The 23,467-nt window shown below is 52.3% G+C and carries 17 protein-coding genes and 1 pseudogene; 13 read left to right on the forward strand and 5 right to left on the reverse strand.

From position 1 onward, the window contains the following. Positions 1–8: 8 nt before the first annotated feature. Positions 9–1,058: pseudogene (locus tag KDC22_RS10300) on the forward strand (Atu2307/SP_0267 family LLM class monooxygenase). Positions 1,059–1,245: 187 nt separating this feature from the next. Here the strand turns inward: KDC22_RS10300 and KDC22_RS10305 are convergent. Beyond that, positions 1,246–2,133, reverse strand: a complete 888-nt coding sequence (locus tag KDC22_RS10305) for a fructose bisphosphate aldolase (protein WP_211722945.1) — start codon at positions 2,131–2,133, stop codon at positions 1,246–1,248. A 173-nt stretch (positions 2,134–2,306) separates the two neighbouring features. On the opposite strand from KDC22_RS10305, the gene KDC22_RS10310 reads away from it, so the two are divergent. The 4 genes from KDC22_RS10310 (at position 2,307) to KDC22_RS10325 (ending at position 7,080) form a co-directional block, all read left to right on the forward strand. Beyond that, a complete protein-coding gene (locus KDC22_RS10310; RefSeq protein ID WP_211722946.1) occupies positions 2,307–2,954 on the forward strand; it encodes a hypothetical protein in 648 nt (215 codons plus the stop codon). A gap of 544 nt (positions 2,955–3,498) precedes the next feature. Next, positions 3,499–4,731, forward strand: coding sequence for an IS110 family RNA-guided transposase (locus tag KDC22_RS10315; RefSeq protein WP_211722947.1), 1,233 nt, complete (start codon positions 3,499–3,501; stop codon positions 4,729–4,731). A gap of 573 nt (positions 4,732–5,304) precedes the next feature. Continuing rightward, positions 5,305–6,549: an RICIN domain-containing protein gene (locus tag KDC22_RS10320; protein WP_211722948.1), complete on the forward strand. Its 1,245-nt coding sequence runs from the start codon at positions 5,305–5,307 to the stop codon at positions 6,547–6,549. Between the two features lie 144 nt (positions 6,550–6,693). Then, positions 6,694–7,080, forward strand: coding sequence for an iron chaperone (locus KDC22_RS10325; RefSeq protein ID WP_211722949.1), 387 nt, complete (start codon positions 6,694–6,696; stop codon positions 7,078–7,080). Between the two features lie 109 nt (positions 7,081–7,189). On the opposite strand, the gene KDC22_RS10330 is transcribed toward KDC22_RS10325, so the two are convergent. Continuing rightward, a complete protein-coding gene (locus tag KDC22_RS10330; protein WP_211722950.1) occupies positions 7,190–8,881 on the reverse strand; it encodes a M3 family oligoendopeptidase in 1,692 nt (563 codons plus the stop codon). A 312-nt stretch (positions 8,882–9,193) separates the two neighbouring features. Between KDC22_RS10330 and KDC22_RS10335 the strand changes: the two genes are divergently transcribed. Both KDC22_RS10335 and KDC22_RS10340 read left to right on the forward strand, forming a co-directional pair. Next, complete coding sequence (locus KDC22_RS10335) at positions 9,194–9,469, forward strand: CD3324 family protein (protein ID WP_211722951.1); 276 nt, start codon at positions 9,194–9,196, stop codon at positions 9,467–9,469. 126 nt (positions 9,470–9,595) lie between these two features. Beyond that, the gene (locus KDC22_RS10340; RefSeq protein ID WP_211722952.1) at positions 9,596–10,918 is read left to right on the forward strand and encodes an amidase; all 1,323 of its coding nucleotides are present in this window, start codon (positions 9,596–9,598) and stop codon (positions 10,916–10,918) included. Positions 10,919–11,136: 218 nt separating this feature from the next. On the opposite strand, the gene KDC22_RS10345 is transcribed toward KDC22_RS10340, so the two are convergent. Next, entirely contained in the window at positions 11,137–12,405 is a 1,269-nt protein-coding gene (locus KDC22_RS10345) for a S8 family peptidase (RefSeq protein ID WP_211722953.1), read from the reverse strand. Between the two features lie 212 nt (positions 12,406–12,617). Between KDC22_RS10345 and KDC22_RS10350 the strand changes: the two genes are divergently transcribed. The 4 genes from KDC22_RS10350 to KDC22_RS10365 all read left to right on the forward strand — a co-directional run bounded on the left by KDC22_RS10350 (position 12,618) and on the right by KDC22_RS10365 (position 17,916). After that, positions 12,618–12,935 carry a hypothetical protein gene (locus KDC22_RS10350; protein ID WP_211722954.1) on the forward strand — a complete coding sequence of 106 codons (318 nt, stop codon included), beginning with the start codon at positions 12,618–12,620 and terminating at the stop codon, positions 12,933–12,935. Between the two features lie 198 nt (positions 12,936–13,133). Further along, positions 13,134–14,135 carry a hypothetical protein gene (locus KDC22_RS10355; protein WP_211722955.1) on the forward strand — a complete coding sequence of 334 codons (1,002 nt, stop codon included), beginning with the start codon at positions 13,134–13,136 and terminating at the stop codon, positions 14,133–14,135. 293 nt (positions 14,136–14,428) lie between these two features. Further along, positions 14,429–15,649, forward strand: a complete 1,221-nt coding sequence (locus KDC22_RS10360; protein ID WP_211722627.1) for an IS4 family transposase — start codon at positions 14,429–14,431, stop codon at positions 15,647–15,649. Positions 15,650–16,512: 863 nt separating this feature from the next. Then, positions 16,513–17,916, forward strand: coding sequence for a flavin-containing monooxygenase (locus tag KDC22_RS10365; RefSeq protein ID WP_211723983.1), 1,404 nt, complete (start codon positions 16,513–16,515; stop codon positions 17,914–17,916). A 215-nt stretch (positions 17,917–18,131) separates the two neighbouring features. Here KDC22_RS10365 and KDC22_RS10370 read toward each other — a convergent pair whose 3' ends face one another. Further along, positions 18,132–19,220, reverse strand: coding sequence for a low temperature requirement protein A (locus KDC22_RS10370; RefSeq protein ID WP_173139016.1), 1,089 nt, complete (start codon positions 19,218–19,220; stop codon positions 18,132–18,134). 187 nt (positions 19,221–19,407) lie between these two features. Here KDC22_RS10370 and KDC22_RS10375 point away from each other — a divergent pair, with 187 nt between their 5' ends. Then, positions 19,408–21,246, forward strand: coding sequence for a UbiD family decarboxylase (locus KDC22_RS10375; RefSeq protein ID WP_211722956.1), 1,839 nt, complete (start codon positions 19,408–19,410; stop codon positions 21,244–21,246). Positions 21,247–21,563: 317 nt separating this feature from the next. Here KDC22_RS10375 and KDC22_RS10380 read toward each other — a convergent pair whose 3' ends face one another. Beyond that, complete coding sequence (locus tag KDC22_RS10380) at positions 21,564–22,961, reverse strand: transcriptional regulator (protein ID WP_211722957.1); 1,398 nt, start codon at positions 22,959–22,961, stop codon at positions 21,564–21,566. A 203-nt stretch (positions 22,962–23,164) separates the two neighbouring features. Here KDC22_RS10380 and KDC22_RS10385 point away from each other — a divergent pair, with 203 nt between their 5' ends. Beyond that, positions 23,165–23,353, forward strand: coding sequence for a hypothetical protein (locus KDC22_RS10385; protein ID WP_173139022.1), 189 nt, complete (start codon positions 23,165–23,167; stop codon positions 23,351–23,353). Positions 23,354–23,467 lie beyond the last annotated feature (114 nt).

The raw sequence follows: 23,467 nt of genomic DNA on the forward strand, positions 1-23,467 counted from the left end.
GAACACAAGTGGAACTTGGAATAAGCACCTTTGTCGAGACAACGCCTGATGTAGATACGGGGGAGACCTAGAGCCATGCTGATCGGCTGCGCGAAGTGGTGAAGGAGATCGTACTCGCGGATCAGGTGGGACTGGATGTATACGGCGTAGGTGAGCATCACCGGCCTGATTTTGCAGCTTCATCGCCTGCGGTGCTGATGGCTGCTGCGGCACCGCTGACGACCCGAATCCGGCTGACCAGTGCAGTCATGATTCTGTCCTCAGCCGATCCGGTACGGGTATTCCAGGATTTCGCCACACTGGACGGATTATCTGACGGCCGTGCCGAGATTATGGTGGGGCGCGGCTCGTTCGTCGAATCGTTTCCGTTATTCGGCTATGATCTGAAGGACTATGAAGAGCTGTTTGACGAGAAGCTGGAGCTGCTGCTGAAGCTGCGTGAATCCGGCCAAGTGACCTGGAGCGGCAAGCACCGTCCGGCGATAACCCATCGGGGAATCTATCCGCGCCCGCAGCAGAACCCGCTGCCTGTATGGATTGCGAGTGCCGGAAGTCCGGAATCTGCGGTCCGTGCCGGCACCTTGGGTCTGCCTTTTGCCCTGGCGATTATCGGCAATGTGAATCCTTCCGATTATGCCAGGCATGTGCAGCTATATAAGGAAGCAGCGGCCAAGGCCGGTCATGATGTGTCACAGCTCCCGATTGCTTCCCACTCTCATGGCTTTGTGGCAGAGAGCAATGAGCTGGCGCTGGAGAAGTTCTTCCCGTCCACTCATGCGCGGACCAATGTCCGGGCTGTGGAGAAAGGTCTGCCTCCGTATAGCCGTGCGGATTATGACGCAGCGAGCAGTATGGACGGGGCCTTGTACATAGGAGATCCGGAGACTGTTGCCCGTAAAATCATCCACCTGTATCAGCATGTGGGGATTACGCGGTTTCTGCTCCATGTTCCGCATGGCTCCATGCCCCATGCCGAGGTTATGCAGGCGATCCGCCTCTTCGGAACCGAGGTAGCGCCAAGGGTGCGGGAGGAAGTCGCCCGTTTGAAAAAAGCCTGACTGCTGTTGCCGCAGGATAGCTCACGTTAATCCCGGAATCCTGCCTGAAATACAACATCTTCCTGAGTAGCCTGGGCTTAACCGGACATTGTTGTCTAAAATGCAGAGTGGTTATACAACAAAGAGACCCCGAGCCATTAGGCCCGGGGTCTTGGTCTACCAGTGAAGAGCTGGAAGGGTAGCGGGGTTAAGTAATCGAAGCCTCATATATGGCCTGGATAGACGCCGCAAGGGTGCTGTTAAATTCCTCGTCTGTCTGCTGGTCGCTGAGGCCCTGGGACAAAGCACGCGAGAAGCTGGCAATAAGTCCATGCTGGCGGGCCAGCTTCTCATTGGCTTCAGCCTGGGTATATCCCCCGGACAGGGCAACGATCCGGACCACATGGGGATCAGCGGCGAGCTCTCTGTAGAAATCATCTTCACTCGGGAGAGACAGCTTAAGCATGACCTTGACACCTTCCTCCAGAGCGGATAACTGGGTGACCAGTTCACGCTTCAGGAGCTGCTCGGACGCCTCTTTATCCTTGCTTAGGATATCTACTTCCGGTTCAATAATCGGAACGAGCCCGGACGCGGCTATCTGCCGGGCAAGCTCGAACTGCTGCTGCACGGCTTGCCGGATACCCTCCGGGTTAGCCTCATGAATGACGGAGCGCATCTTGGTGCCGAAGATGTGCTTGCTGACCGCCCGCTTCAGCAGGTCGCTGAGGCCGGGAATGGGCTTCATGAGCTGAACCCCAAGTTCAGGCTCAGCCAGTCCCTGATCTATTTTGAGATAAGGCACAATGCCCTTCTGCTCCCACAAGTAATCGGCGGTTAATTGGCCGTCTATGAAACGGTCCATCGTGTTCTCAAACAGGATCGCACCAAGAATATGCTCCGAGTTGAAAGCTGGACTCTGAATAATGCGTGTTCTCATTCCGTGGACCATCGCGTACATCTCTTCATCACCTGAATAGCGGTCTTCCTTAATGCCGTATTGCAGCAGCGCCTTGGGTGTACTTCCACCACTCTGGTCCAGAGCAGCTATAAAGCCTTGGCCCGTGTGAATTCTCTCCAATTGTTCGGTATTCATGGATTGTGGTCATTCCCTTCTGCAAGCTGAGATGGTGACTTCATCTGTCTAGTATAGCACTTCCGCATCAGGACATACATCCGGCCCGGCAGAGCTTTCCATTTGAGTTGAGAGATATGGTATGTTACCTTGTTCAATAGGATGGTATGATAGAAAGTGGGGTGAATTTAATTATGACAAATGATACAACCAACGAGACTACGAATGAGACAACGAACGAGGAAGCAGAAGCTGCCGAGAAAGTCATGACCGAAGAGAATTGGAATGAGCTGCTTAAGGCTGTTTTTCATAACGGCATTGTAGCTCTAAAAATGAGCTTCAGTGATGTGGAGGGTCAGGTTCTGAACCTCGACACCTACGGCCCGGTATTTGTGTACCGCGTGAAGGATAATGAGAACGCTGACTACTACTGCGGATTCTTCCTTCGTGAGCTGGCTGGCAGATTCCAGTCCGGCAACAGCCCGGAGATCTGGATGGCTTCCTTCTTCCACGAGATGATGAAGACCAAGGGTGGCAACACTATGCCTAAGCCTCTCGCCAGCGAAGAGGAAGCTAAGGCGGTTGTCGATAATGTGCTCGTTCCGATGTGCATCTCAGCGGTAACGGAGGAGTTCGCACCGGAGCAGGTACACGCCGGCCTGGCCTGGAACGAGGAGCATGGACCGGTCTTTGAAGCAGGCTTCCCTGCGGTCACTGAAGGGAATAACGTATGCGCGATTCCGCTCCATCTGTTATTGACGCATTTGCAGCTCAACCGTGATCCTTCGGAGCTGCTCGTCCAAGGCATGTATAAGATCCGTGAAGAGCACGGAATGGAGTAGTACGGCAATAATGGCTTCACCTTTGCAAAAGCATAAACCGCCTCCGTTAGAGAGCGGTTTTTTGCTGTGCTCAGGCTGACAAGGAAGCGCAGCATCAGGTTTTAAAATGTAGATGGGCTTGATGAGGCCTGAAGGACTAAAAGAGTGAAGTCATTGGGAGAATGTATGCTAAAAACCGAACACAATTGGACTGGGTGCGCCACGTAAGCCGAATGTAATCGGAAAACCGAACACAATTGGACTGGGTGAACCGCGTAGGCCGAATGTAATCGAAAAACAGGCATGACAAGACAGAGGCCTTGTCACCCCCAGGAATGAAAATAAGTGGGTGGCATCCGTCGCATCCATTCTAAAAGATGCTGTAGTCGTCAACACTACATATACAAATCAAAGGGCGGACGCGGTTACTGGGATACACCCCGTGCGAAAAACCGTTCTATTGCGCTTTTCGAGCATCGCCTATTGTAACCCCCAAAAAGTACGTGTATTAAATTACACTCACTCGAGCGCATGATTTGTAAGTTGACGATGGAGGATGGTTGAAATGGATGCTGTACGTATGTGTTGCGCCGGTCTAGACGTACACCAGGAAACCGTTGTGGCCTGCGTGTTGAAAGGACCGATCGAACAGAAACCACAATGTCACCTGAAAACCTTTGGGACGACAACCCGAGAATTGCTAGGCCTGCAAGATTGGCTGAATGAACACGGCTGCCTTGAAGTGGTGATGGAGAGTACCGGCGTGTTATGGAAACCGGTATGGAACATCTTAGAGGGCAGTTGTGATCTTGTCTTGGCCAACGCCCAGCGGGTAAAGAATATGCCGGGTCGAAAAAGTGACATGCAAGATGCGCGCTGGTTAGCGCAATTGCACCGTTGCGGGCTCATTGAAGGCAGTATGGTGCCAGAACAGGACATCCGGGATTTGCGAGATTTGACCCGTTACCGGAGTAAGATGGTGCAGGCGGTGACGGCGGAGAAAAACCGCATTCACAAAATCCTGCAGGATGCCAACATCAAGCTAACCACCTTTATGTCCGATCTATATGGGGTTTCGGGACGGGGCCTGCTCCAGAAGATCATGGACGGCGAGGTCGTAGACGAAGTGACCGTTAAAAACCTGGTCAAAACCCGTTTAAAAAAGAAAGTTCCGCAGTTGCTAGACGCGCTCAATGGCAAGTTGCGCCGTCATCATCGGGAGATGATTCGAGACCACTGGGACCACTTGGTCTATTTGGAGAAACGGATCACGGAACTGGAAGCTCGAATCGAGGCGAAGGCAGAACCCTACCTGGAGAGGATTGAACAAATTGACTCCATTCCAGGAATTGAGCGGACATCTGCCGTGACCATCTTTGCAGAAGTGGGGCCGCATGTCGCGGAAATGTTCCCGAGCGATGCGCAGTTTGCTTCATGGGCGGGGGTGTGTCCAGGGAACAACGAAAGCGCTGGAAAGCGAAAAAAGTCAAAAACGATGCAAGGGAACAAGCATCTGAAAGGGGCCTTGTGCCAGGCGGCTTGGGCGAACTCTCGCTCCTCGAACCGGATCGGCCAATTCTTTCGACGAATTCGTAAGAGACGGGGAGATAAAAAAGCAAACGTCGCCACCGCGCATTTGCTGATTCGAATCCTCCATGCCCTGATGCGGGAGAAAAGGTCATACCAAGAAATAGACGTCTCACTAGGCGATGAGACGTCCAAGAAAAACCCGTTGGATCGGTACGTGCAATATATCCAGCAGTTAGGATATAGCGTGCAATTAAATCCTATCCAATAGTCTCCCCTTTTTCAAAAAAAACGAAACGTTATTTTGGGGCGGTGGGTCTTTTTTTGTCAAAATCCTGTCTGCGGCGCATTTTCCGATACTTTTATTTTCGTATTAAACCGAACACAATTGGACTGGACGCGCCGCGTAGACCGAATGTAATCGGAAAACCGAACACAATTGGACTGGGAGCGCCGCGTAAGCCGAATGTAATCGGAAAACCGAACACAATTGGACTGAACGCGCCGCGTAGGCCATGCGTTTATCGCAGGTTGTGCCAGAAGTATTTTCACAGAAAACCGAACACAATATTAAGAGGTCTCGTCTTACAGCTCCTATTCACCAATTGAACTCTAATGCTCTACAGTGTCTTCCGAAGGTCAGCTCGCCCATTTATGCCGGGTTCGCTGAATTGTCAAAATTGCAGTTCTTACCGGGAGCAAAAACGATATATATGGGATGTAGCGCATGAGGGCGTTATCAGAGGCCATAATCGAAACCGGTTGGGTAAGGTTTCAACTGCACGAATGGACATGTGCATTGAAATAAGGCTGGCAATTCTGAATAGCAAAGAGGAGGACAACGATGTTGAGAAGAGGTAAAGTCTTAAGTCTGTGCCTGTTGTTCACGTTATTAATCGCACTGGTGCCTGTGGGGAGCGCAAGCGCAGCTCCAACCTGGAATCTGGCCTGGAGCGATGAGTTCGATGGCACATCCCTGAACACCGCCAATTGGACGGCAGAGACCGGCACAGGCAGCGGAGGCTGGGGCAACAATGAATTGCAATTCTACACCAACCGGGAGCAGAATCTGAAGGTTACCGGCGGCAATCTGGTCATTACAGCGCAGAAGGAAAACTATAGCGGCATGAACTATACCTCGGCCCGGATCAAGACCCAGGGACTGAAGAATTTCACGTACGGCAAAATAGAAGCAAGAATCAAGCTCCCCTCCGGCCAGGGGCTATGGCCTGCCTTCTGGATGCTCGGCTCCAATATCACCACCCCGCCCGGCTGGCCGGCCTGCGGAGAGATAGATATCATGGAGCGGGTGAACAATAACGCTGTCGTTAACGGTACGGTACACTGGGATGCCGGCGGTCATGCCGAATACGGGCAGGTAACAGGCAATCTGGATTTCTCCCAGTATCATACGTACAGCGTGGAATGGGATTCCAAGTATATCAAATGGTTTGTGGACGGCACCCAGTTCAATCAATTCTATATTGAGAACGGAACCGGCAATACAGAGGAATTCCAGAAACCGTTCTTCCTGCTGCTGAACCTTGCGGTAGGCGGGAATTGGCCGGGCGCGCCGAACGGCGCAACCAGCTTCCCGGCGCAAATGCTGGTAGATTATGTGCGCGTGTATCAGGAGGGTGCCCCTTCGAGCGGCATCGTCAGCGGCGGAGTCTATACTTTAATGTCCAAAGCAAGCGGCAAGGTGCTGGATGTGAAGGATGTCTCTACAGCAGACGGAGCCAAAGTGCACCAGTGGACCAACTACACAGCCACGAATCAGCAATTCCGGGTGGATAGCACAGGGGACGGCTTCTATAAGCTTACTGCGATACACAGCGGTAAAGTGCTGGATGTTCCTAACGCCTCTACAGCAAGCGGAGTCCAATTGCAGCAGGCCAATGACAATGGCAGCAATGCCCAGCGGTGGAGTATCGTCGATGTGGGCGGAGGGTATTATAAGCTGATCTCCAAAGCCAGCGGGCTGGCTCTGGATGTCGCTAACTCTTCTCCAGAGGATGGTGCCGCCGTGCAGCAATGGACGGACAACGGCACCGATGCCCAGAAGTGGAAGCTGACCAAGGTTAATTAGCAAGGGATTCCAAGCTACTAAAGGCCGGGGAATGTCACGAATGGACCGCAGCTTATGCGGTCTATTTGAATTGTGAAAAGCTATGTGCTACATATAGGTTAGGAATGAATATCCACAAATGTACTTAAGGGAGATGAAGCTGAAGTGGAAGAGAATAAAGTGACCTATGCATCTGTCGATCAATATATTGCATCCTGTGCGCCAGAGGTTCAGGAGATCCTGCAGACCTTACGCAAGGTCATCCGGGAGGCCGCACCCGAGGCAGAGGAGAAGATCAGCTACCAGATGCCTACCTGGTTCCTGCATAAGAATCTGGTGCATTTCGCCGCCTTCAAGAATCACATCGGATTCTATCCGGACCCCAGCGGAATTGAAGCCTTCAAGGAGGAATTATCGCGGTATAAAGGAGCCAAAGGTTCGGTGCAGTTCCCGATAGGCGAGCCGCTTCCTTATGAACTCATTACGAGAATCGTCCAATTCAGAGTGGCAGAGAATCAGCAGCAGGCAGCGGAGAAGCGGGGGAAGAAATAAATATCCCGCGGCAGGCTCTCCAGGAATTCCGCTCAATGAAGGCTGGGCGATGACCTGAAGTTCTGCCGCGGGACAAGCATTAACCTGTGGTGAAAAGGTGGCCGGCCGCTTACAGCGCCTTATCGTCGATGCTGTTCAGCCAGCCTTCAATGTCTCCGATTACGGAGCTGACGCAGCCATCCTCGAACGGGGAGATTAATCCGGCAAGCTTCACCAGACCGGTGAAGGACTGGCTTCCTCCGGCCTGGCAGAGGCGCAGATAATCGGACCATGCGGATTTGAAATCCTCATTCGAGCGTTTCCAGAACTGGAAGGCGCAGAGCTGGGCCAGCGTGTAGTCAATATAGTAGAACGGAGAACGGAAGATATGGGCCTGCTTTTGCCAGAATCCGCCCTGCTCCAGGTACACATTGCCGTCATAATCGCGGTGTGGCAGATATTTCTGCTCAATGTCCCGCCAGGCCTGTTTGCGTTCCTGCGGAGTGGCCTCCGGATGCTCATAGACGAAATGCTGGAATTCATCGACGGACACGCCGTAGGGGATAAACTCCAGACTGTCAGCGAGGTGGTTGAAGCGGTATTTGTCCGCATCCTTCTTGAAGAACAGATCCATCCACGGCCAGGCGAAGAACTCCATGCTCATCGAATGAATCTCAGCGGCTTCCGAGGTCGGGAATACATATTCAGGCACGCCTGAATCCCGGCTGGAATACGCCTGGAAGGCATGGCCGACCTCATGGGTCAGCACATCAATATCCCCGGAGGTACCGTTAAAGTTGGAGAAGATAAAAGGCGCTTGGTAATCGCTGAAGTACGTACAATAGCCGCCGAATTCCTTGCCTTGTTGACTGACCAGATCCATCAGCCCGTTCTCCTGCATGAAGGTGAAGAATTCACCGGTCTCCGGGGACAGCTCCTGGTACATCTTCGCCCCGTTCGCCACGATCCAGTCCGGATCACCCTTAGGCTTCGCATTGCCGGAATTGAAGTTAATCCCCTCATCATAAAATTTCAGCTCATTAAGGCCCAGGCGCTCACGCTGGCGCTTCTTCAGCTTGCCGGCAACGGGAACGATATGCTCCAGCACCTGCTTGCGGAAATTCGCCACCATAGCCGCATTGTAATCGGTACGTCCCATCCGGTCATAGCCCAGCTCCACGAAGCTCTTGTATCCCAGCTTGGCCGCTATGCTGGCACGGACCTTAACGAGTTCATCATAAATCCGGTCAAGCTCCGGTTCATGCCCGGACATGAAGCCGTATCGCGCGGCAAAGGCTCCTTTGCGCACTTCACGGTCTGTGGAGGAGTCGAACGGCGTTAGCTGGGACAGGGTGCGTTCTTCACCTTCAAACATGATTTTAGCGGAAGCGATCAGTTGCGAGTATTCTGAGGACAGCTTATTCTCCAGCTGCAGGTCTCCAATCACCTCAGGACTGAAGGTGCGCAGTGAGATTTCGGCCAAGCGCAAGAGCTGTGTACCCCATTCCTGCTCAAACTCTGCTCTATACCTGGAGTTAACAAGTGCTCTGTAATAGTCGGTTATGTACTCCTGTACTACCGGACCGATCTCGTCCATGTAATCTTGTTCAGCCTTATAGAAGGCATCCTCGGTGTTGATCGAGTGGCGGACGCTGACAAGGGTTGACATGGTATCAAAGCTACTGCGCAGCTCATTCATCGCTTTTACGGCAGCCTTTTGTTCTTCCAGATTGCCTGTCTTCAGACCTTTGAGCAAATTTGTGAAATCGGTTTTGAACTGCTCTACATCCGGACGTTCGTAACGGTACTCTGTGAATTTCATAGGATATCAACACCCTTTCTTTGCCATATACATCCCATTATATAATCGACTTCAGCAAAAAACTAATCTGGGTTGAACTAATATGGAAATCAATCTAGAATAGAGTTAATCTTTGACACTGCCCGGGAGGTGAGGAACGATGTTTGAGATGAATCACTATGTAAACGGCACGCTCCATGCAAAGCCTGTGAAATAACTAAGGCGAAAGCTTGGCATGGAGCGGATTTCATTCGCCTGAAGTAACAGATGGATACAGTTATTACACAGGCTTTGCCCTTAAAAGTTCAATATATTTTAAGGAGCGAGCCAGCTATGAAATGTGTAAATGCAGCAACGTTATTGCCCGACCACCTGCTGAAGGAGATTCAGCAATACATTCAAGGTGAAGCCTTGTACATCCCTACCTGTCCTAGCAAACGCCGCAAATGGGGCGAAAGCTCAGGCGCAGCCGGTTATTACAGAGTCCGGAACCAGGAGATCCGTAAAGGCTTCCGTGAAGGTGCACATATGGACCAATTGTGCGAGCAATATGGGCTATCTATAGACAGCATCCGCAAAATCGTATATGCCAAGAACCCGCAGAGCTGATCTGCGGGTTCTTGCTGTGGAAGGGACGACCCGGAGAACGTTGTGTATGCGGCTGCCATCCTGTTACCTTTTGCACTCTGAGCCGTAATAAGCCTAGTATTATACATAATCTTCCATGGAGCTGATATGATGCTGATTCACAAGGTATCCCTGACAGAAATGATGAACCGTATCCATGACCCCGGATATTCACTAGGGAATGTGCTTAACCTGTACCTGGAGCGCCTAGGGCAGCTTGAACCGCACATCCATGCGTTTGTCCCTGAGAGTGATGCCAAGTTACGTCTTGGCTTGGAGCAAGAGGAGCTGCTGCGTTCGTACAGCGGAGAGGGAATGAAGCCGCCCTTATTCGGCATTCCTGTTGCGGTCAAGGATCTGCTGCATGTAGATGGGCTGCCTACCCGTGCCGGTTCGCAGTTGTCTGCTGACCTGCTGAAAGGTGCACAGGGATCATTGGTAACTAAGCTGCGTGCCTTGGGGGCGCTGATTGCCGGAAAAACGGTTACCGAGGAATTTGCCTACAACGGGCCTATTGCTACACGTAATCCGCATCATACCGGGCATACTCCCGGAGGATCAAGTGCCGGTTCAGCAGCGGCGGTTGCTGCGGGACTCTGTCCTCTGGCGGTCGGCACACAAACCTTGCGTTCGGTGATCGCTCCCGCTTCCTTCTGCGGTGTGGTCGGCTTCAAGCCCAGCTATGGCCGGGTTCCGCTGGATGGGGTGCTGCTGCTCTCGCCCTCTTTTGACACGATAGGATTCTTCACGCAAGACTTGGCTGATATGGAGGCGGCAGCAGCCCTGCTTGTCCCGGACTGGACAGCCCATTCGGTTGAAGACCCCCGTAGACCGGTGCTGGGCATTCCCAAGGGCGTATATATGGAGCTGATGAGCGGTGAAGTCAAAGCTGTATTCGAGGCTCAGATCGCCGGGCTTGAACGGCTTGGATATGAAGTACGCTACGTCAAAATGCCATGGGAAGATGAACTCATCTACGGAAATGCCATGCTGCGCTTCATTGAGGGCGAGCTGGCGCGGGGACATGAGCACATGTTCGCGGAGCATCGGGCAGAATACGGTGTTCCGGTACAGGAGGCTATCCTTCGGGGCCAGCAGATCCCGGAAGAGGAGCTGGAGCAATGCCGCCGCTTGCAGGGAACACTGCGGCGCGACCTGAAGGACCTTATGGCTCAAGAGGGGATTGACCTGTGGGTGTCTCCTGCTCAAGGAGGAACGGCTCCGAAGGTAGAGGAACACAATACAGGCTGGTCAGGGATGCCTGCGGTCTGGGGATTCGCCGGATGTCCGTCGGTTAGCTTGCCTGCGGCAACGATCGGGGAGTTGCCGCTCGGCTTCCAGTGCATCGGCTCCTATGGGGAAGATGAGGCGCTGTTGGCTTGGGCCCGGGAGATAGGGCCGCACCTCAATTATAAGGGGACAGGGGCGTAAAGCTGAATAAAGGTGCAGAGGCATAGAGCTGAATAGCGATGGAGAGGTAAAGCTGAATAGCGGTGATACCACTTTAAGCAGATTGGGGGTGCGGGGCTTCCATTCTGCTTAAAGTTTTTTGAAATATAAGTTTATATACTTCGCATGATAACTTATCCTTCTATTTCCAGATGAAACGGTGCTGTCCTTGAAAGGATGGCAAATCCGCTTCCACTAGTTTATTTCGAGCGGCAGCGGCGCTTCAGAAACCGCATGTCGATCTCCCCGCTGCCGCCGGTATTTGGCTTCAGGCGGAGGGGGAAGGCATTGCGCTTCAGTAAGGTCTTGACCTGGCTCGGCGATAGGCAAGGGCGGAGCTGGAGCAGCTGCGCGGCGGCACCGGAGACGATGGGCGTGGAGATACTGGTGCCGGATAGCTTGAAGTATCGCTTGCCGACCTTATTGTGCGGCGATTCGCGGACTAGCTGCGAGCCGGGGGCGCGCAGGGATATTATCGCATCACCGGGGGCGACCAGATCAGGCTTCACCTTGCCTCCGGGGGCAGGCCCGCGGCTGGAATACACACTGATACGGTCATCCTTCTGCGTCAGCGTCCGGCGGTCATTCACGGCTCCGACCGTGATGGCGGAGGGACTGATCCCGGGGGACTCCACGGTTCTGCGTCCGGGGCCGCTGTTGCCCGCGGCAATGACTACGGTGAGTCCGGCCTTGACCGCCTTCTCCACCGCTTGGACGAGCAGATCATCCTCGGCTAACGGGCTTACCGGTCCGCCGAAGGACATGGACAGGATGCGCAGCTTCAGCTTTTTGCGCCGGTCGATGCACCATTCAATGGCCTTGATGATGGTGGAGTCATAGCCGTCTCCGTTCTTGTCAAGTACCTTGATGCCGATAATTCCGGCTTCAGGTGCAGGTCCCCGGTATTTGCCTTTGCTGGACCAGCCGTTTCCGGCGGCATCCCCGGTGATATGTGTGCCATGTCCGTTATCATCATACGGGCATTTCCGGTGATTGATATAATCCTTGAAGGCAAGGATGCGGTTCACAGGCCGGGTCAGATCGGGATGCGGATACACCCCGGTATCGAGCACGGCAATGTTGATTCCTTTGCCGGTAAGCCCTCTTGAGCGTTTGACGGCTGTGGCTCCAATGGAGGGAGTGGCAATATTCAGGGAAGCTTTTTTGATTCCGTCGAGATAGACTTTGCGGACCCCGTCCCAGCTGCATATCTGCTCAAGACCTTTCAGCGAAACCTGTGAGGCGACGGCCTGGTGCAGCCGCAGATGATGTTTGACCGGGAGTGGATGTTTTCCCAAATGGCTCCTCAGTGCCCGCAATTCCGCTGGAGTAAGGGGTTGACGGAACTGGATGATAACCGGTATAGCAGCAGTTGTGGCAGCAGACGTATAGGCTCTGCGGATTCTATGCTTCAGGGGACGATTGAGCTTGGCGGCATGACGCCTGACCCATGACTTCTTACTCATCATTATGTGATCACCTCTATGGAAGCATTGTATGCGGCCATATGTCCGTCGGGTACGAAACTATGAATGAGGACAGCACTACATTTATCGGAATAACAGGCAAAAACTCGTTTCAGCCGGTTCTTCTCTTGCATTTACTACTCTATCCCAACAGAAAGTGGTGAAGCAAAATGAAAGAATCAGAGAAAAGAGCATTGATGGCAAAACGTCTCCTGATGGCTAAAAAAGCAAAAGCATCGGCGGTAGTAAGACCCAAGAGACGGAGAATCAGACAGGTTCTCAATAATTTCATCGTGCTTGCGGTCAATAACAACAACGTACCTTATGAAACGCAAGACTGGAAGGCTACATTAACCAGAAGCTCCGGAACCGTAATTACCGCCCAGTTCGATGAATTCGGAGTAGCCCAATTCAATACCATCAGCACTCTGACCAGTGTGAGCTATACGCTTAGAATTATTGATGCGGATAACAACCAGCGTACGCAGAAATTCGTACCCGCCAACCGTGAGTTTTTTGTAGCACGCTTCTAAACTAGCAGGGCAGCGCGTTCTCTATCATCCGGGGCGCGCTGCGTCATTACATATATCTATTGGAAAGTATTTATTAGAAAATACCTATTAGATTAGAAAGTAGAAAGGTTGCCTTGTCCACCTGGCAGAAGTGTGAAATTATAGAAGGAATGAGATTGAACTATCCGGATGATAGGTCCGCTGAATGGAGGCAACTAGATGTATAACTGGATTCATAATTATACGAAGCTGGAATACCTTACGGAGGAAGAACCCTATGACTTCGGCTTCGCGGCGGAGAACCGGCCGCGAATTCACAGGCTGGAGCCACAGCCGCAGCCTGCTATAATGTCAGCGCTGGCCCAATATTTCATTGCTGCCAGCGCTTTACTGTCAGAGAATACGTATACTTCGATCCCTATGCGAAGTGGGGAAGCCGCGGAGCGGGTGCTGGAAGAAGTAAGTCCGCATTTCGCCGAAGCCCGGCAGCATACCGGTGCCGGAGGGGAAAGTGAGCTGGTTCTGCAGAAGCTGAAGCCAAGCTCGGGTGAACTGTTCCGGGTCACAACTACCTGTGTGATGCCGTTGATCAACGATTTGTACCGGCATCAGGATACAAGCGGATGGCAGAATACCAGGAAGCGGACAGTGGTGAAGTATCCGGTTAACGTTCAGGCGTTAGCTCCTTATGAGGCTGAGGGGATAGCGGAGTTGCAGGCGTTGCTGCGGAAGCTGTATTTTGAACCGCCGGGTGATGACTTTGGGCTGATGCCTCTGGGCTGGCAGTTCGATGATCAGCTTCAGCATTCTGTTGTGCTGCGCTTCCTGGCCGGATTCGCACCGTACCTGACGCTAAGAGTAAATGAAGAGACTCTGGAAGTGATTAGCATAGACCTCTCCGCGCAGGAATTCACGCATCCGGTTCTGCTATACGATGAAGAGCCGCAGCCACCGCGGAGAAATGGCAATGTTCTCTATCTGGACCTGGGCAGCAAGCTCGTTCATGTGATCGATCTGAGCAAGCAGGGCAGACTTGAGCGCTGGGCAGATCTGCATGAAGAGGCACGGGTGTACCTGATGCCGCCCGAAGGGGCGTTCGCGGACTTTGATCATCTTACCGCCAGGCCGATACCAGCCGGGGTGAGCTTATTCTATGATACCGATACAGTCACAAGGATGGTGGAAACCGTCAATCGGGAGCTGGAGACCTTTAAAGAGTAAATATGAGCGATACTGTTCCAGGGACATACGGGGAAATCGGAGGGATAAATCCCATTGATGCGGCTGAATGTCGGGTGAAAGGGGAAATCAAAGGGATAAATCCCATTGATGCGGCTGAAAGTTGGCTGTACAGGAGAATTAAAGGGATAAATCCCACTGATGGAGCTGAAAGTTGGGTGTACAGGCAGTAATTTTGCAAACAACCTAACATTTAATGGGACTCCAAAAAATTGCACAAAAAAAGAGATTCCTTTATCGTAGAAGTTGTTACGACACCCACGAAAGGAGATCTCTTGCTTTATAAGTTAGCGGAAAAAGGATTGTTGTGTCAAGTCACTTCATGGTTAGAAACGAAAGGGCGCTTGTTGTTCGGTGACCGCTACGCTAAAAAACTGAAGTGGGGCAGTACCGCCTTTCTCTTTTTAGAAGCCATATTAAGTCGTCGGCCCGGGGTACAAAATATAGCAGACAATCTGTTGCGGACGCCGTGCTATCAGGAGCGGACCGGGGTGACTTCCATTCACCCTTCGTCTCTGAACCGGAAGCTAAGCCAATTACCACCTGAACAAATGCGAGAACTCTACCACTCCCGCCTCCAGCACTTACTTGAAAAAGAAGGGCCGCCTCTGCCCAAACACTTACAGAAACTCGGTCCTTTAGCAGCGGTCGATTCCTCCACACTAACCTTGGGAAGGCTTCGCGGGGAGTGGGCGTTTCAGCAGACAGGGACCAATGCGGTGAGAATGCACACCTGCTTGCAGTTAACCGGCGAAACCAGCGCCATTCCTACTGCTTCGGTGCTTTCCACAGGAACGGTGGCGGACTTGGATTCGGAAGTACTGGAGCACCTGGTGCTAAAGAAAGAAGTCACTCATTTGCTGGACCGAGGCTACCTCCACTATGCGCAATTTATGGATTGGGAGCGCAGAGGAATCAAGTTCGTAGCCCGTCTGAAGCACAACAGCAAGGTGAAGGTTCTGCGGACGCGGAAAGTCACGAAGCCCTTTCTGAAACGGGATGCCACGGTGGAAATCGCTTCGCCGGAAACCGGGGAAACGGGTGTTTTTCGGCTAGTGGAGTACACCTATGTGGACAAGAAAGGAAAGTCTCACCTGGCTCGCGTCCTGACGAATCGCTGGGATGTGACGGCGGCAGAGGTGGCGGAGTTGTACCGGTATCGCTGGAAGGTGGAACTCTTTTTTAAGTTCATGAAGTCTAACCTCCACCTCAAAAAACTGTACAGCAGTCGTACACCGACAGCTGTATGGAACCAGATCTATTTAAATCTGATTGCCTATGTGCTGTGTGAGCACCTTCGTTTGCGTCATGCCCCCCACCAGCGAATCGGACGACTATTAGCAGTGTTCCGGTTGTATTTGACTGGAGAATACGCAGATTTTCTAAACCATCTAAACCAGGTAAAGACGCGAACCAGCAAGGGGCGAAGGAAAAAGGGCGGAAGGCCAAGGATCCATCCCAAGCGACTGAAAAAAGACCGTATTCTCTTTTACTAACTGAACGGGAAGCAAACAACTGAAGCTAGACCAATCCAAAAAAACGGGTGTTGTTAAACGCTAAATTGGGGAAGGCTTTTTTTTGTCTTTTGAGCTCGCACCAAGCAAAATCCCCCTCAGACTCGCCTCATATAAAGGTGGAAAGATATACATTTCCAGTAATCTGCCCCCTGTAGATATACCGTGTTAACTTTTATGCAAAATTACTGGTGTACAGGGAAATCAAAGGGATAAATCCCACTGATGCGGCTGAAAGTTGGGTGTACAGGGAAATCAAAGGGATAAATCCCACTGATATTACAGGAAGCGGCCGAACGAGCTAAATGAGGAGCATTAGTGCACCTGAATTCCCCGGGTACGAGCCAAATGAGCGCATAAGGAGCATAAGTGCACCTGAATTCCCTGGGTACGAGCCAAATGAGCGCATGAGGAGCATAAGTACACCTGAATTCCCCGGGTACGAGCCAAATGAGCGCATGAGGAGCATAAGTACACCTGAATTCTCTGGGTACGAGCCAAATGAGCGCATAAGGAGCATTAGTGCACCTGAATACCACCCGATGAGGACCCTCTATCAGGGTGATTACATCTCTAATGACAGATAACCTTCCACGATCGAGCTATCTAGACTGATCTACTCATCATCAACCCTTCATTAGTCAACAGTTTAGGCTGGAATTAGATGGAATGTAGGTGGAATGTACAATCTAATCCGCAGATTTTAGTGATAATGACAATAAACCTTCCATGGATATTCAAAAGCAGGCACATCCCAGATATAATATGGCTATATATATGAAATGGACTGTGGAACAGAGTGTGTGCTGCAGCCTTAAGACGCCATCCGAAAGGTCTGAGGAATGATGAGCCTGGAAGCCTTGAACGAACGTGTGAAGACGGATCTGTCCTATCTTGCCTACGGCGGCGCGGATTGGGTACGCCCTTGGGAGCATTCCGAAGGCCATGTCTATGATGTGATTATTGTGGGCGGGGGGCAAAGTGGGCTTGGAGCGGCCTTCGGCTTATTGCGCGAGCGGATATCGAACCTCCTGGTTATTGATGAGAACCGTGACGGGCTGGAGGGGCCTTGGGAGACCTACGCCCGGATGGTGACTCTGCGTACGCCCAAGCATCTGACGTCCATCGACTTGGGTATCCCGTCGCTTACCTTCCGTTCCTGGTGGGAGGCCCGGAATGGGGCCGCTGCCTGGGATGAGGTGGACAAAATCCCGCGCGGGGAGTGGATGAATTATCTGCGCTGGTACCGGCAGATCCTGAAGCTGCCGGTGATCAACGAGGTGCGGCTGCTGCTGATTGAACCCGGTGAAGACGGGATATACCGTCTTCAGGTCTCGGGAGCGGGCGCTCCGTCCGGGCCCCTGCTGGCCCGCAAGGTAGTACTGGCGACCGGCATTCAAGGCGGCGGACAGTGGCATGTCCCGCCGATGATCGCAGACAGTCTGCCAGAGCATCTGTATGCACATACCTCGCAGCCGATTGATTTCACTGCCCTTCGCGGCAAGCGTATAGGAATTCTTGGCGGCGGGGCCTCTGCCTTCGACAATGCTAATTTTGCGTTAAGTGAAGGGGCGGCTGAGGTGCAGGTATTCGTCCGCCGTGAGCAGCTTCCGGGTGTTAATCCGATCCGCCAGATGGAGGTCTCGGGCATGATTGAACGGTTTCACGCCCTCGCGGACGAGGATAAGTATGCGGTGATCTCGCATTTCTTCCATTATAATCAGCCTCCAACCCGTGACACCTTTACGCGTGCTGCGGCATGGCCCGGTTTCCGGCTGCATCTCGGTTCACCGTGGCTTCAGGTAGAAGCTTCCGGCGAAGGAGCGGTAGTGACCACGCCCCAAGGCCGGTTCAGCTTCGACTATCTGATTGTCAGCACCGGGCTGCTCAGTGATCCTGCGCTGCGGCCGGAGCTCCAGCAGGTTGAAGCGCATATTGCCCGCTGGAGCGACCGCTACCAGGCACCTGCCGGGGCAAGAAATGCGCTGCTGGATGCCCATCCGTATCTTAGCCCCGGGTTTGCGCTTCAGAGCCGGGATGAGACGGGCCGTAAGCTGCTGCATGGATTATTTGTTTTCAATTATTCCGCTCTGGTCAGCTGCGGGTTATCGGCATCGGCCATCTCCGGGCTAAGGAATGCGATTCCGAAGCTTGCCTGCGGCGTGGCCGATCAGTTGTTCATGGATGACCGGAGGCAGATCCTGCAAGCCTATTATGACTACGATGAGATTGAATTTACGGGACAATAAGTCGCGAAAAGGCTGTACCCGGGTCCAACTAGACCTCAGGTACAGCCTTTATTTAAAGAAAGAATTTATATATGCTTCGCGCAATAAGTCTTGTCCCGCTGAAACGGATGCCATCCTTCAATAAGGACGACACAGCCGTTTCTCCTTGGAAATATAGAATATATAGGTTATACCTGATAACTTATACTTCCACTTGGTTTCAAATCATTAAAAGGTCAGGCCGTAATCCTGGCATACAGCGCGAAGAACAACGCCATCTCGCCCATGATGATTACATTGGGTACCTGGATCATCAGATCCACCCCATAGAAGCAGGCCAGAATGGCGGTAAGCAGCACCAGAGTCTTCATTCCCAGCCGGTGCTGCTTCTGTCTGTAGACATGGAAGACAAGGGTAGTAGAAGCAAAGTAGAGCAGCGCCGAGCCGAACAGCAGATTCAGCATCAGGTCATAATGAAGGGTATTCAGGAAAAGCAGCTGGATCGACGCAGCAAGCATACATAGCGACAGATAGATGAACAGATGTCCGTAGATGATCGTCTGCCCGGCAGTGTGGATGTGCATATCGACTTTTTTCTCCAGGTTGTCATAATACTGCCACCATACCGCGATAATCAGCACGAAGGTAAGCGCAGCGAAGCCGACCGATTGTCCGGTCCATGTACTGGATTGTAGGACGGCAAGAATGCTGACTACAGATTCGCCCAGCAGAATTAGCGTGAACAGGGAGAACCGCTCCAGCAGGTGATGGGTATTGGCAGGGGTCTTCACAAGAATCCGCCGGCCGGTCAGCGGGAGAAGCACGTCCAGCACAATCCCGGCATACAGCACCGCGTAACGGAGCCATGAGTCGAAGAACAGGGAGCAGGCTGAGAGAGTAAGCCCGATCCAGAAGCGTGATCCCAAATAACGGGCGGTGCTTCGCAGATGACCGGTTTCTCTGGCGTGGCTGTAATGGTACTGGACAGCGGTCATGATCCGTAGTCCGAGGTACCCGATCAGAAACGGCAGATAGTTGGCGTCGAAATCTACAGACAGGCTGGCGGTCATAATTAAGACGAAGAACAACTGGATAATCAGAAAAATCCGGTGTGTCACCGTATCCTGACCATAGCGGTTGACGAAAAGCGTCTGGCCCACCCAGGCCCACCAGATCGGAATGAAGATCAGGACGAATTTGCCCAGTGTCTCCAGAGAGAGCGTCTCGTCTTCAACATGCAGCAGCACATGACTGGCCTTGGATACTGCAGCGACAAACAGCAGATCGTAGAAGAGTTCCAGCCAGGTTACTTTTTTGATAATCATTCCGCGGGATCTCCTTTGCTGTATTGTTTATCCGGATCAATCCGGTCTACAAGTATAATAAAGTCTCGGCACGGCACCTGGCAAGAATATTGGTGAAACCGGAGAGGGGGGCGGCGGCAATTGACCTGGCGGGCGCACTCATTGATAATAAAGAGGTTCATAATTTTTGTGGGATCGGGGTAGAAGCATGTCATATCGCAATATGGAAGAATGTATTATTGACTTGGAGAAGCACGGGCATTTAATTCGCATCCATGAAGAAGTGGACCCGCATCTGGAGATGGCGGCGATCCATATGAAGGTCTATGAAGCGGGCGGACCCGCGCTGCTGTTCGAGAACGTCAGAGGCTCGAAGTACCGCGCGGTATCGAATCTGTTCGGAACCATCGAGCGCAGCAAGTTCATCTTCCGCGATACCTGGGAATCGTCCCAGGCTGTTATCGCACTGCGCAGCAATCCCATGAAGGCGCTTAAGCAGCCTTTCAGATATATTGGCACCGCCCTTGCCGCCAGAAAAGCATTGCCGCTGAAGAAAGGCAGCAGTGTGCCTGCCGGCTTCGAGGAGATTCAGATCTCCGACCTTCCGCAGATTAAGCACTGGCAGGGGGACGGAGGAGCGTTCGTCACACTTCCCCAGGTTTATTCCGAAGATCCGGACAAGCCGGGCATCATGAACTCCAATCTCGGGATGTACCGCATCCAGCTTAGCGGCAATGAGTACGAGATCAATAAGGAAGTAGGCGTACATTACCAGATTCACCGCGGCATCGGCATCCACCAGTCCCAGGCCAACAAACGGGGCGAGCCGCTCAAGGTCAGCTGCTTCATCGGCGGCCCTCCGGCGCATACGCTCTCGGCGGTGATGCCGCTGCCCGAAGGCTTAAGCGAGATGACATTCGCCGGTCTGCTGGCCGGGCGCCATTTCCGCTATACCTATGCAGATGGCTTCTGCATCAGCAGCGATGCCGACTTCGTGATCACCGGAGAGATCCATCCCGGGGAGACGAAGCCCGAAGGGCCGTTCGGGGACCATCTGGGCTATTACAGTCTGACCCATCCGTTTCCGGTGATGAGAGTGCATAAGGTCTACGCCAAAAAAGGCGCGATCTTCCCCTTCACGGTCGTCGGCCGTCCGCCGCAGGAGGATACGGCCTTCGGGGAACTCATCCATGAGCTGACCGGCGGAGCCATCCGTTCGGAGATTCCCGGCGTGAAGGAAGTCCATGCGGTAGATGCCTCGGGAGTGCATCCGCTGCTATTCGCTATCGGCAGTGAACGTTATACGCCTTATCAGCAGCTGAAGCAGCCGGCAGAGCTGCTGACCATTGCCAACCGGATTCTCGGAACCGGACAGCTCAGTCTGGCGAAATATCTGTTCATCACCGCAGAAGAGGACCAGCCGGTCAGCACGCATGATATTCCCGGATTCCTGACCTATATTCTGGAGCGGATCAATCTGCACCGCGATATTCACTTCCAGACGAATACCACGATAGATACGCTGGATTATTCCGGTACCGGAATCAACAGCGGAAGCAAGGTGGTATTCGCAGCGGTAGGAGAGCGGAAACGGAGCTTGTGCACGGAGGTGCCCGAGGTTCTTCAGCGGCTGCAGCAGAGCTGGGGACCGGCGTCGATGATTATGCCGGGCATTGTTGCTGTGCAGGGTAAGCCATTCGAGGATTACGCCTCAGCAGCGCAGGAAATCTCCGGCCTGAGCGCAGATATAGCGGCGGCGGGGCCGCTGGATTCCTGCCCGATGATTATTCTGTGCGATGACAGCACGTTCATGTCGGAGCATCTGAATAATTTCCTGTGGGCGACCTTTACGCGGAGCAATCCTTCGCATGATATCCATGGGGTGAACAGCAGGGTGGAGCATAAGCACTGGGCCTGCGATAATGTTATTATTGATGCCCGGGTGAAGCCGCATCAGGCTCCGCCGTTGATCCCGGACCCTGAGGTACAGAAGAATATCCAGCGGGTGTTTGCGCAAGGAGCCAGCTTGGGCGGTCTGCGGAGATAGGATAGGGCCAGTTACGGGAAAGATACAACCTTATATTCTCTCAAAAAAGACGCTCCCGGATGTCGATGTCGGGGGCGTCCCTTTTTAGAAATATAAGAATTTATATGTTTCACATAATAACTTATCCTTATATTTCTCGCTGAAACGAATACCGTCCTTATAAAAGGACGGCAAAGCCGTTTCCGCTTGGTGCAACGGTCATTACGGCTACTCAGCCATTTCCCGTCCCGTGTCCCATAGGCTGAAACACAGATTGTGCTGTAGCATCTGTTACAGATTCATAACCCTCAAGAGGGAGAATGGCTATAACTGCCAAGCTACACGAAACTAGAAGCATGATCAATTTTCTTGTCATTGGATTCTTGCACCTCTCCAATCAGAAGTTTGTATTGCTCCGTCTGATCTTCACTGGCCTGCTGCCGGAATTGTTCAAACAGATTAACACATTTAATGATTATGCTCTCACTCTTGATTTTAGCAGAGGTTTCTAGACTTTGAAGCAGGAATCCAATGCCCTCCTGACGTTGATGACGTAAGAAATACAAGGCTAGTTCAGCTAGAAAGGTAGAATATTGGTCAGCCAGAATCTGCTGATTGTGCAGCAGCCCGAAGTCTCTCAGATTGGTCCGGTAGGGAATATAGGAAGGGAACTGCTCCAGGATCTCGTCTACATTCCAGGAGAAGCGGTTAGCTGAGATCATAATATGGTACAGGGCCACGAAGATCTCATTGGCATGGGGAGCGATATATGCCACATATTCAGGCAGCACCCCATAATCGCCGGACATCATGCGGTAGAGAAGCGTATTGGCTGTACCCCACTCCTGAAATTGCTCCAGGATCCGCCGGTCTTCTTCCCCGTTCTCCAGAATCCAGCTCTTATCCATATACAGAGATACGTATTTCAACGCCGATTCATAATCCCTGTGCTCTTCACATACACTTGCACGCATGAGATGCGAATACAGTACATAGAAAAAAAGCGGCTTCTCCGGAGATTTGTCATGCTTGTCCTTGCGCTCTGAACGATGCAGATGGCGGTAGCTTAGCCTAGCTAGACGGTACATTTCCTGGGCCAGCTCATCGACCTTGTCCCACTTGTGCAGCGAGTAATAGACATGCATCAGATGCTTCAGCCCCTCCAGCTGATCCGTCACCTCCAGCCGGTCAATATAACATTCGAACAGCAGGGCGGCCTGCAAATTGAGAGTTTGGCTATCGCCCACAGCAATGCGGAACAGACGGTACTGGCAGATGGCCAGACGCTCGGAATGCTGATACTTTTCGCTGGTGCTTACATTCTTGTACAGGACAGCGGCCGCCTCCCACTGATGCTCATGAAACAAGCCCTCGGCCACTTCGAACAGCATGGGAGCATAGATCAGGTTGTCCAGCAGATTCTTGACTACAAGCTCAATACAGTCCAGCCGCCCCAGCTCTGCTGAATTCAGGATGAAGGGCCGCAGACGCCGCCAGGTCGGTGCTGAATATAAGAAGCACTCATCGACATACATACTATAGAAATAGTCCTCAGGCAATCCCATTCCCCGGGTGATCAACTTCAGATGATTCATAGCAATAGGCTGCTGGCCGCTAAGCAGACGGCTTAAGGTGCCGGAATTAATGCCGGACTGTATGGAGAATTGATTAATGGACATTTGCTGAGTATACAGATAAGCCTCTAGATGACTGCGAATCGTTGTTGCTGGCTTCAAGGAATCACCGCCTAATCGAATTCCATTTTTTAGGTTATTGTCATAGTTGTATAATATAAGTCATTGCACCGGTGGTCAATAGTGTGATGGGTAGAAACGGTGAACAATAGCAAAAAGCATTCCCGCACAAACCAGGGCTACATTGTTTAAGCAGGAACGAATCGGGTATACAAGTGATATCAGGAATGAAGGAGGGTTAAGATATGAATAAAGATCTGCCGCCAGAGGTTCCGCCGAAGGTTGTTCCCGATGTGAAGCCGGATATCCTCCCGGAACCGGTTGTCACTCCGCCGGAGATTGTACCTGAGGAGCATCCCGAGATCGTCCCGCCGGAGAAGCCGGATATGGTGCCGCCGGCCCCGCCCGAGATTACTCCTCCCGCTCCGCTGTAATCATCTGCGGAATAACAGAATAGGGGATAGATTGTGCTGAGCGCCCGGGCAACCGGGCGTTTTGTGGAAATAGGAGGATGAATTTCAGGTGAAACCTATAATTTATCCTTCTAT

The organism is Paenibacillus tritici (assembly GCF_018207515.1).
Lineage (GTDB): Bacteria > Bacillota > Bacilli > Paenibacillales > Paenibacillaceae > Paenibacillus_AQ > Paenibacillus_AQ tritici.

What these genes read in the sequence shown, in the direction of transcription:
- KDC22_RS10305 (WP_211722945.1), bottom strand. Translation starts at nt 2,133, where the DNA reads ATGAATACCGAACAATTGGAGAGAATTCACACGGGCCAAGGCTTTATA.
- KDC22_RS10310 (WP_211722946.1), top strand. Translation starts at nt 2,307, where the DNA reads ATGACAAATGATACAACCAACGAGACTACGAATGAGACAACGAACGAG.
- KDC22_RS10315 (WP_211722947.1), top strand. Translation starts at nt 3,499, where the DNA reads ATGGATGCTGTACGTATGTGTTGCGCCGGTCTAGACGTACACCAGGAA.
- KDC22_RS10320 (WP_211722948.1), top strand. Translation starts at nt 5,305, where the DNA reads ATGTTGAGAAGAGGTAAAGTCTTAAGTCTGTGCCTGTTGTTCACGTTA.
- KDC22_RS10330 (WP_211722950.1), bottom strand. Translation starts at nt 8,881, where the DNA reads ATGAAATTCACAGAGTACCGTTACGAACGTCCGGATGTAGAGCAGTTC.
- KDC22_RS10335 (WP_211722951.1), top strand. Translation starts at nt 9,194, where the DNA reads ATGAAATGTGTAAATGCAGCAACGTTATTGCCCGACCACCTGCTGAAG.
- KDC22_RS10340 (WP_211722952.1), top strand. Translation starts at nt 9,596, where the DNA reads ATGATGCTGATTCACAAGGTATCCCTGACAGAAATGATGAACCGTATC.
- KDC22_RS10345 (WP_211722953.1), bottom strand. Translation starts at nt 12,405, where the DNA reads ATGATGAGTAAGAAGTCATGGGTCAGGCGTCATGCCGCCAAGCTCAAT.
- KDC22_RS10350 (WP_211722954.1), top strand. Translation starts at nt 12,618, where the DNA reads ATGGCTAAAAAAGCAAAAGCATCGGCGGTAGTAAGACCCAAGAGACGG.
- KDC22_RS10355 (WP_211722955.1), top strand. Translation starts at nt 13,134, where the DNA reads ATGTATAACTGGATTCATAATTATACGAAGCTGGAATACCTTACGGAG.
- KDC22_RS10365 (WP_211723983.1), top strand. Translation starts at nt 16,513, where the DNA reads ATGAGCCTGGAAGCCTTGAACGAACGTGTGAAGACGGATCTGTCCTAT.
- KDC22_RS10370 (WP_173139016.1), bottom strand. Translation starts at nt 19,220, where the DNA reads ATGATTATCAAAAAAGTAACCTGGCTGGAACTCTTCTACGATCTGCTG.
- KDC22_RS10375 (WP_211722956.1), top strand. Translation starts at nt 19,408, where the DNA reads ATGTCATATCGCAATATGGAAGAATGTATTATTGACTTGGAGAAGCAC.
- KDC22_RS10385 (WP_173139022.1), top strand. Translation starts at nt 23,165, where the DNA reads ATGAATAAAGATCTGCCGCCAGAGGTTCCGCCGAAGGTTGTTCCCGAT.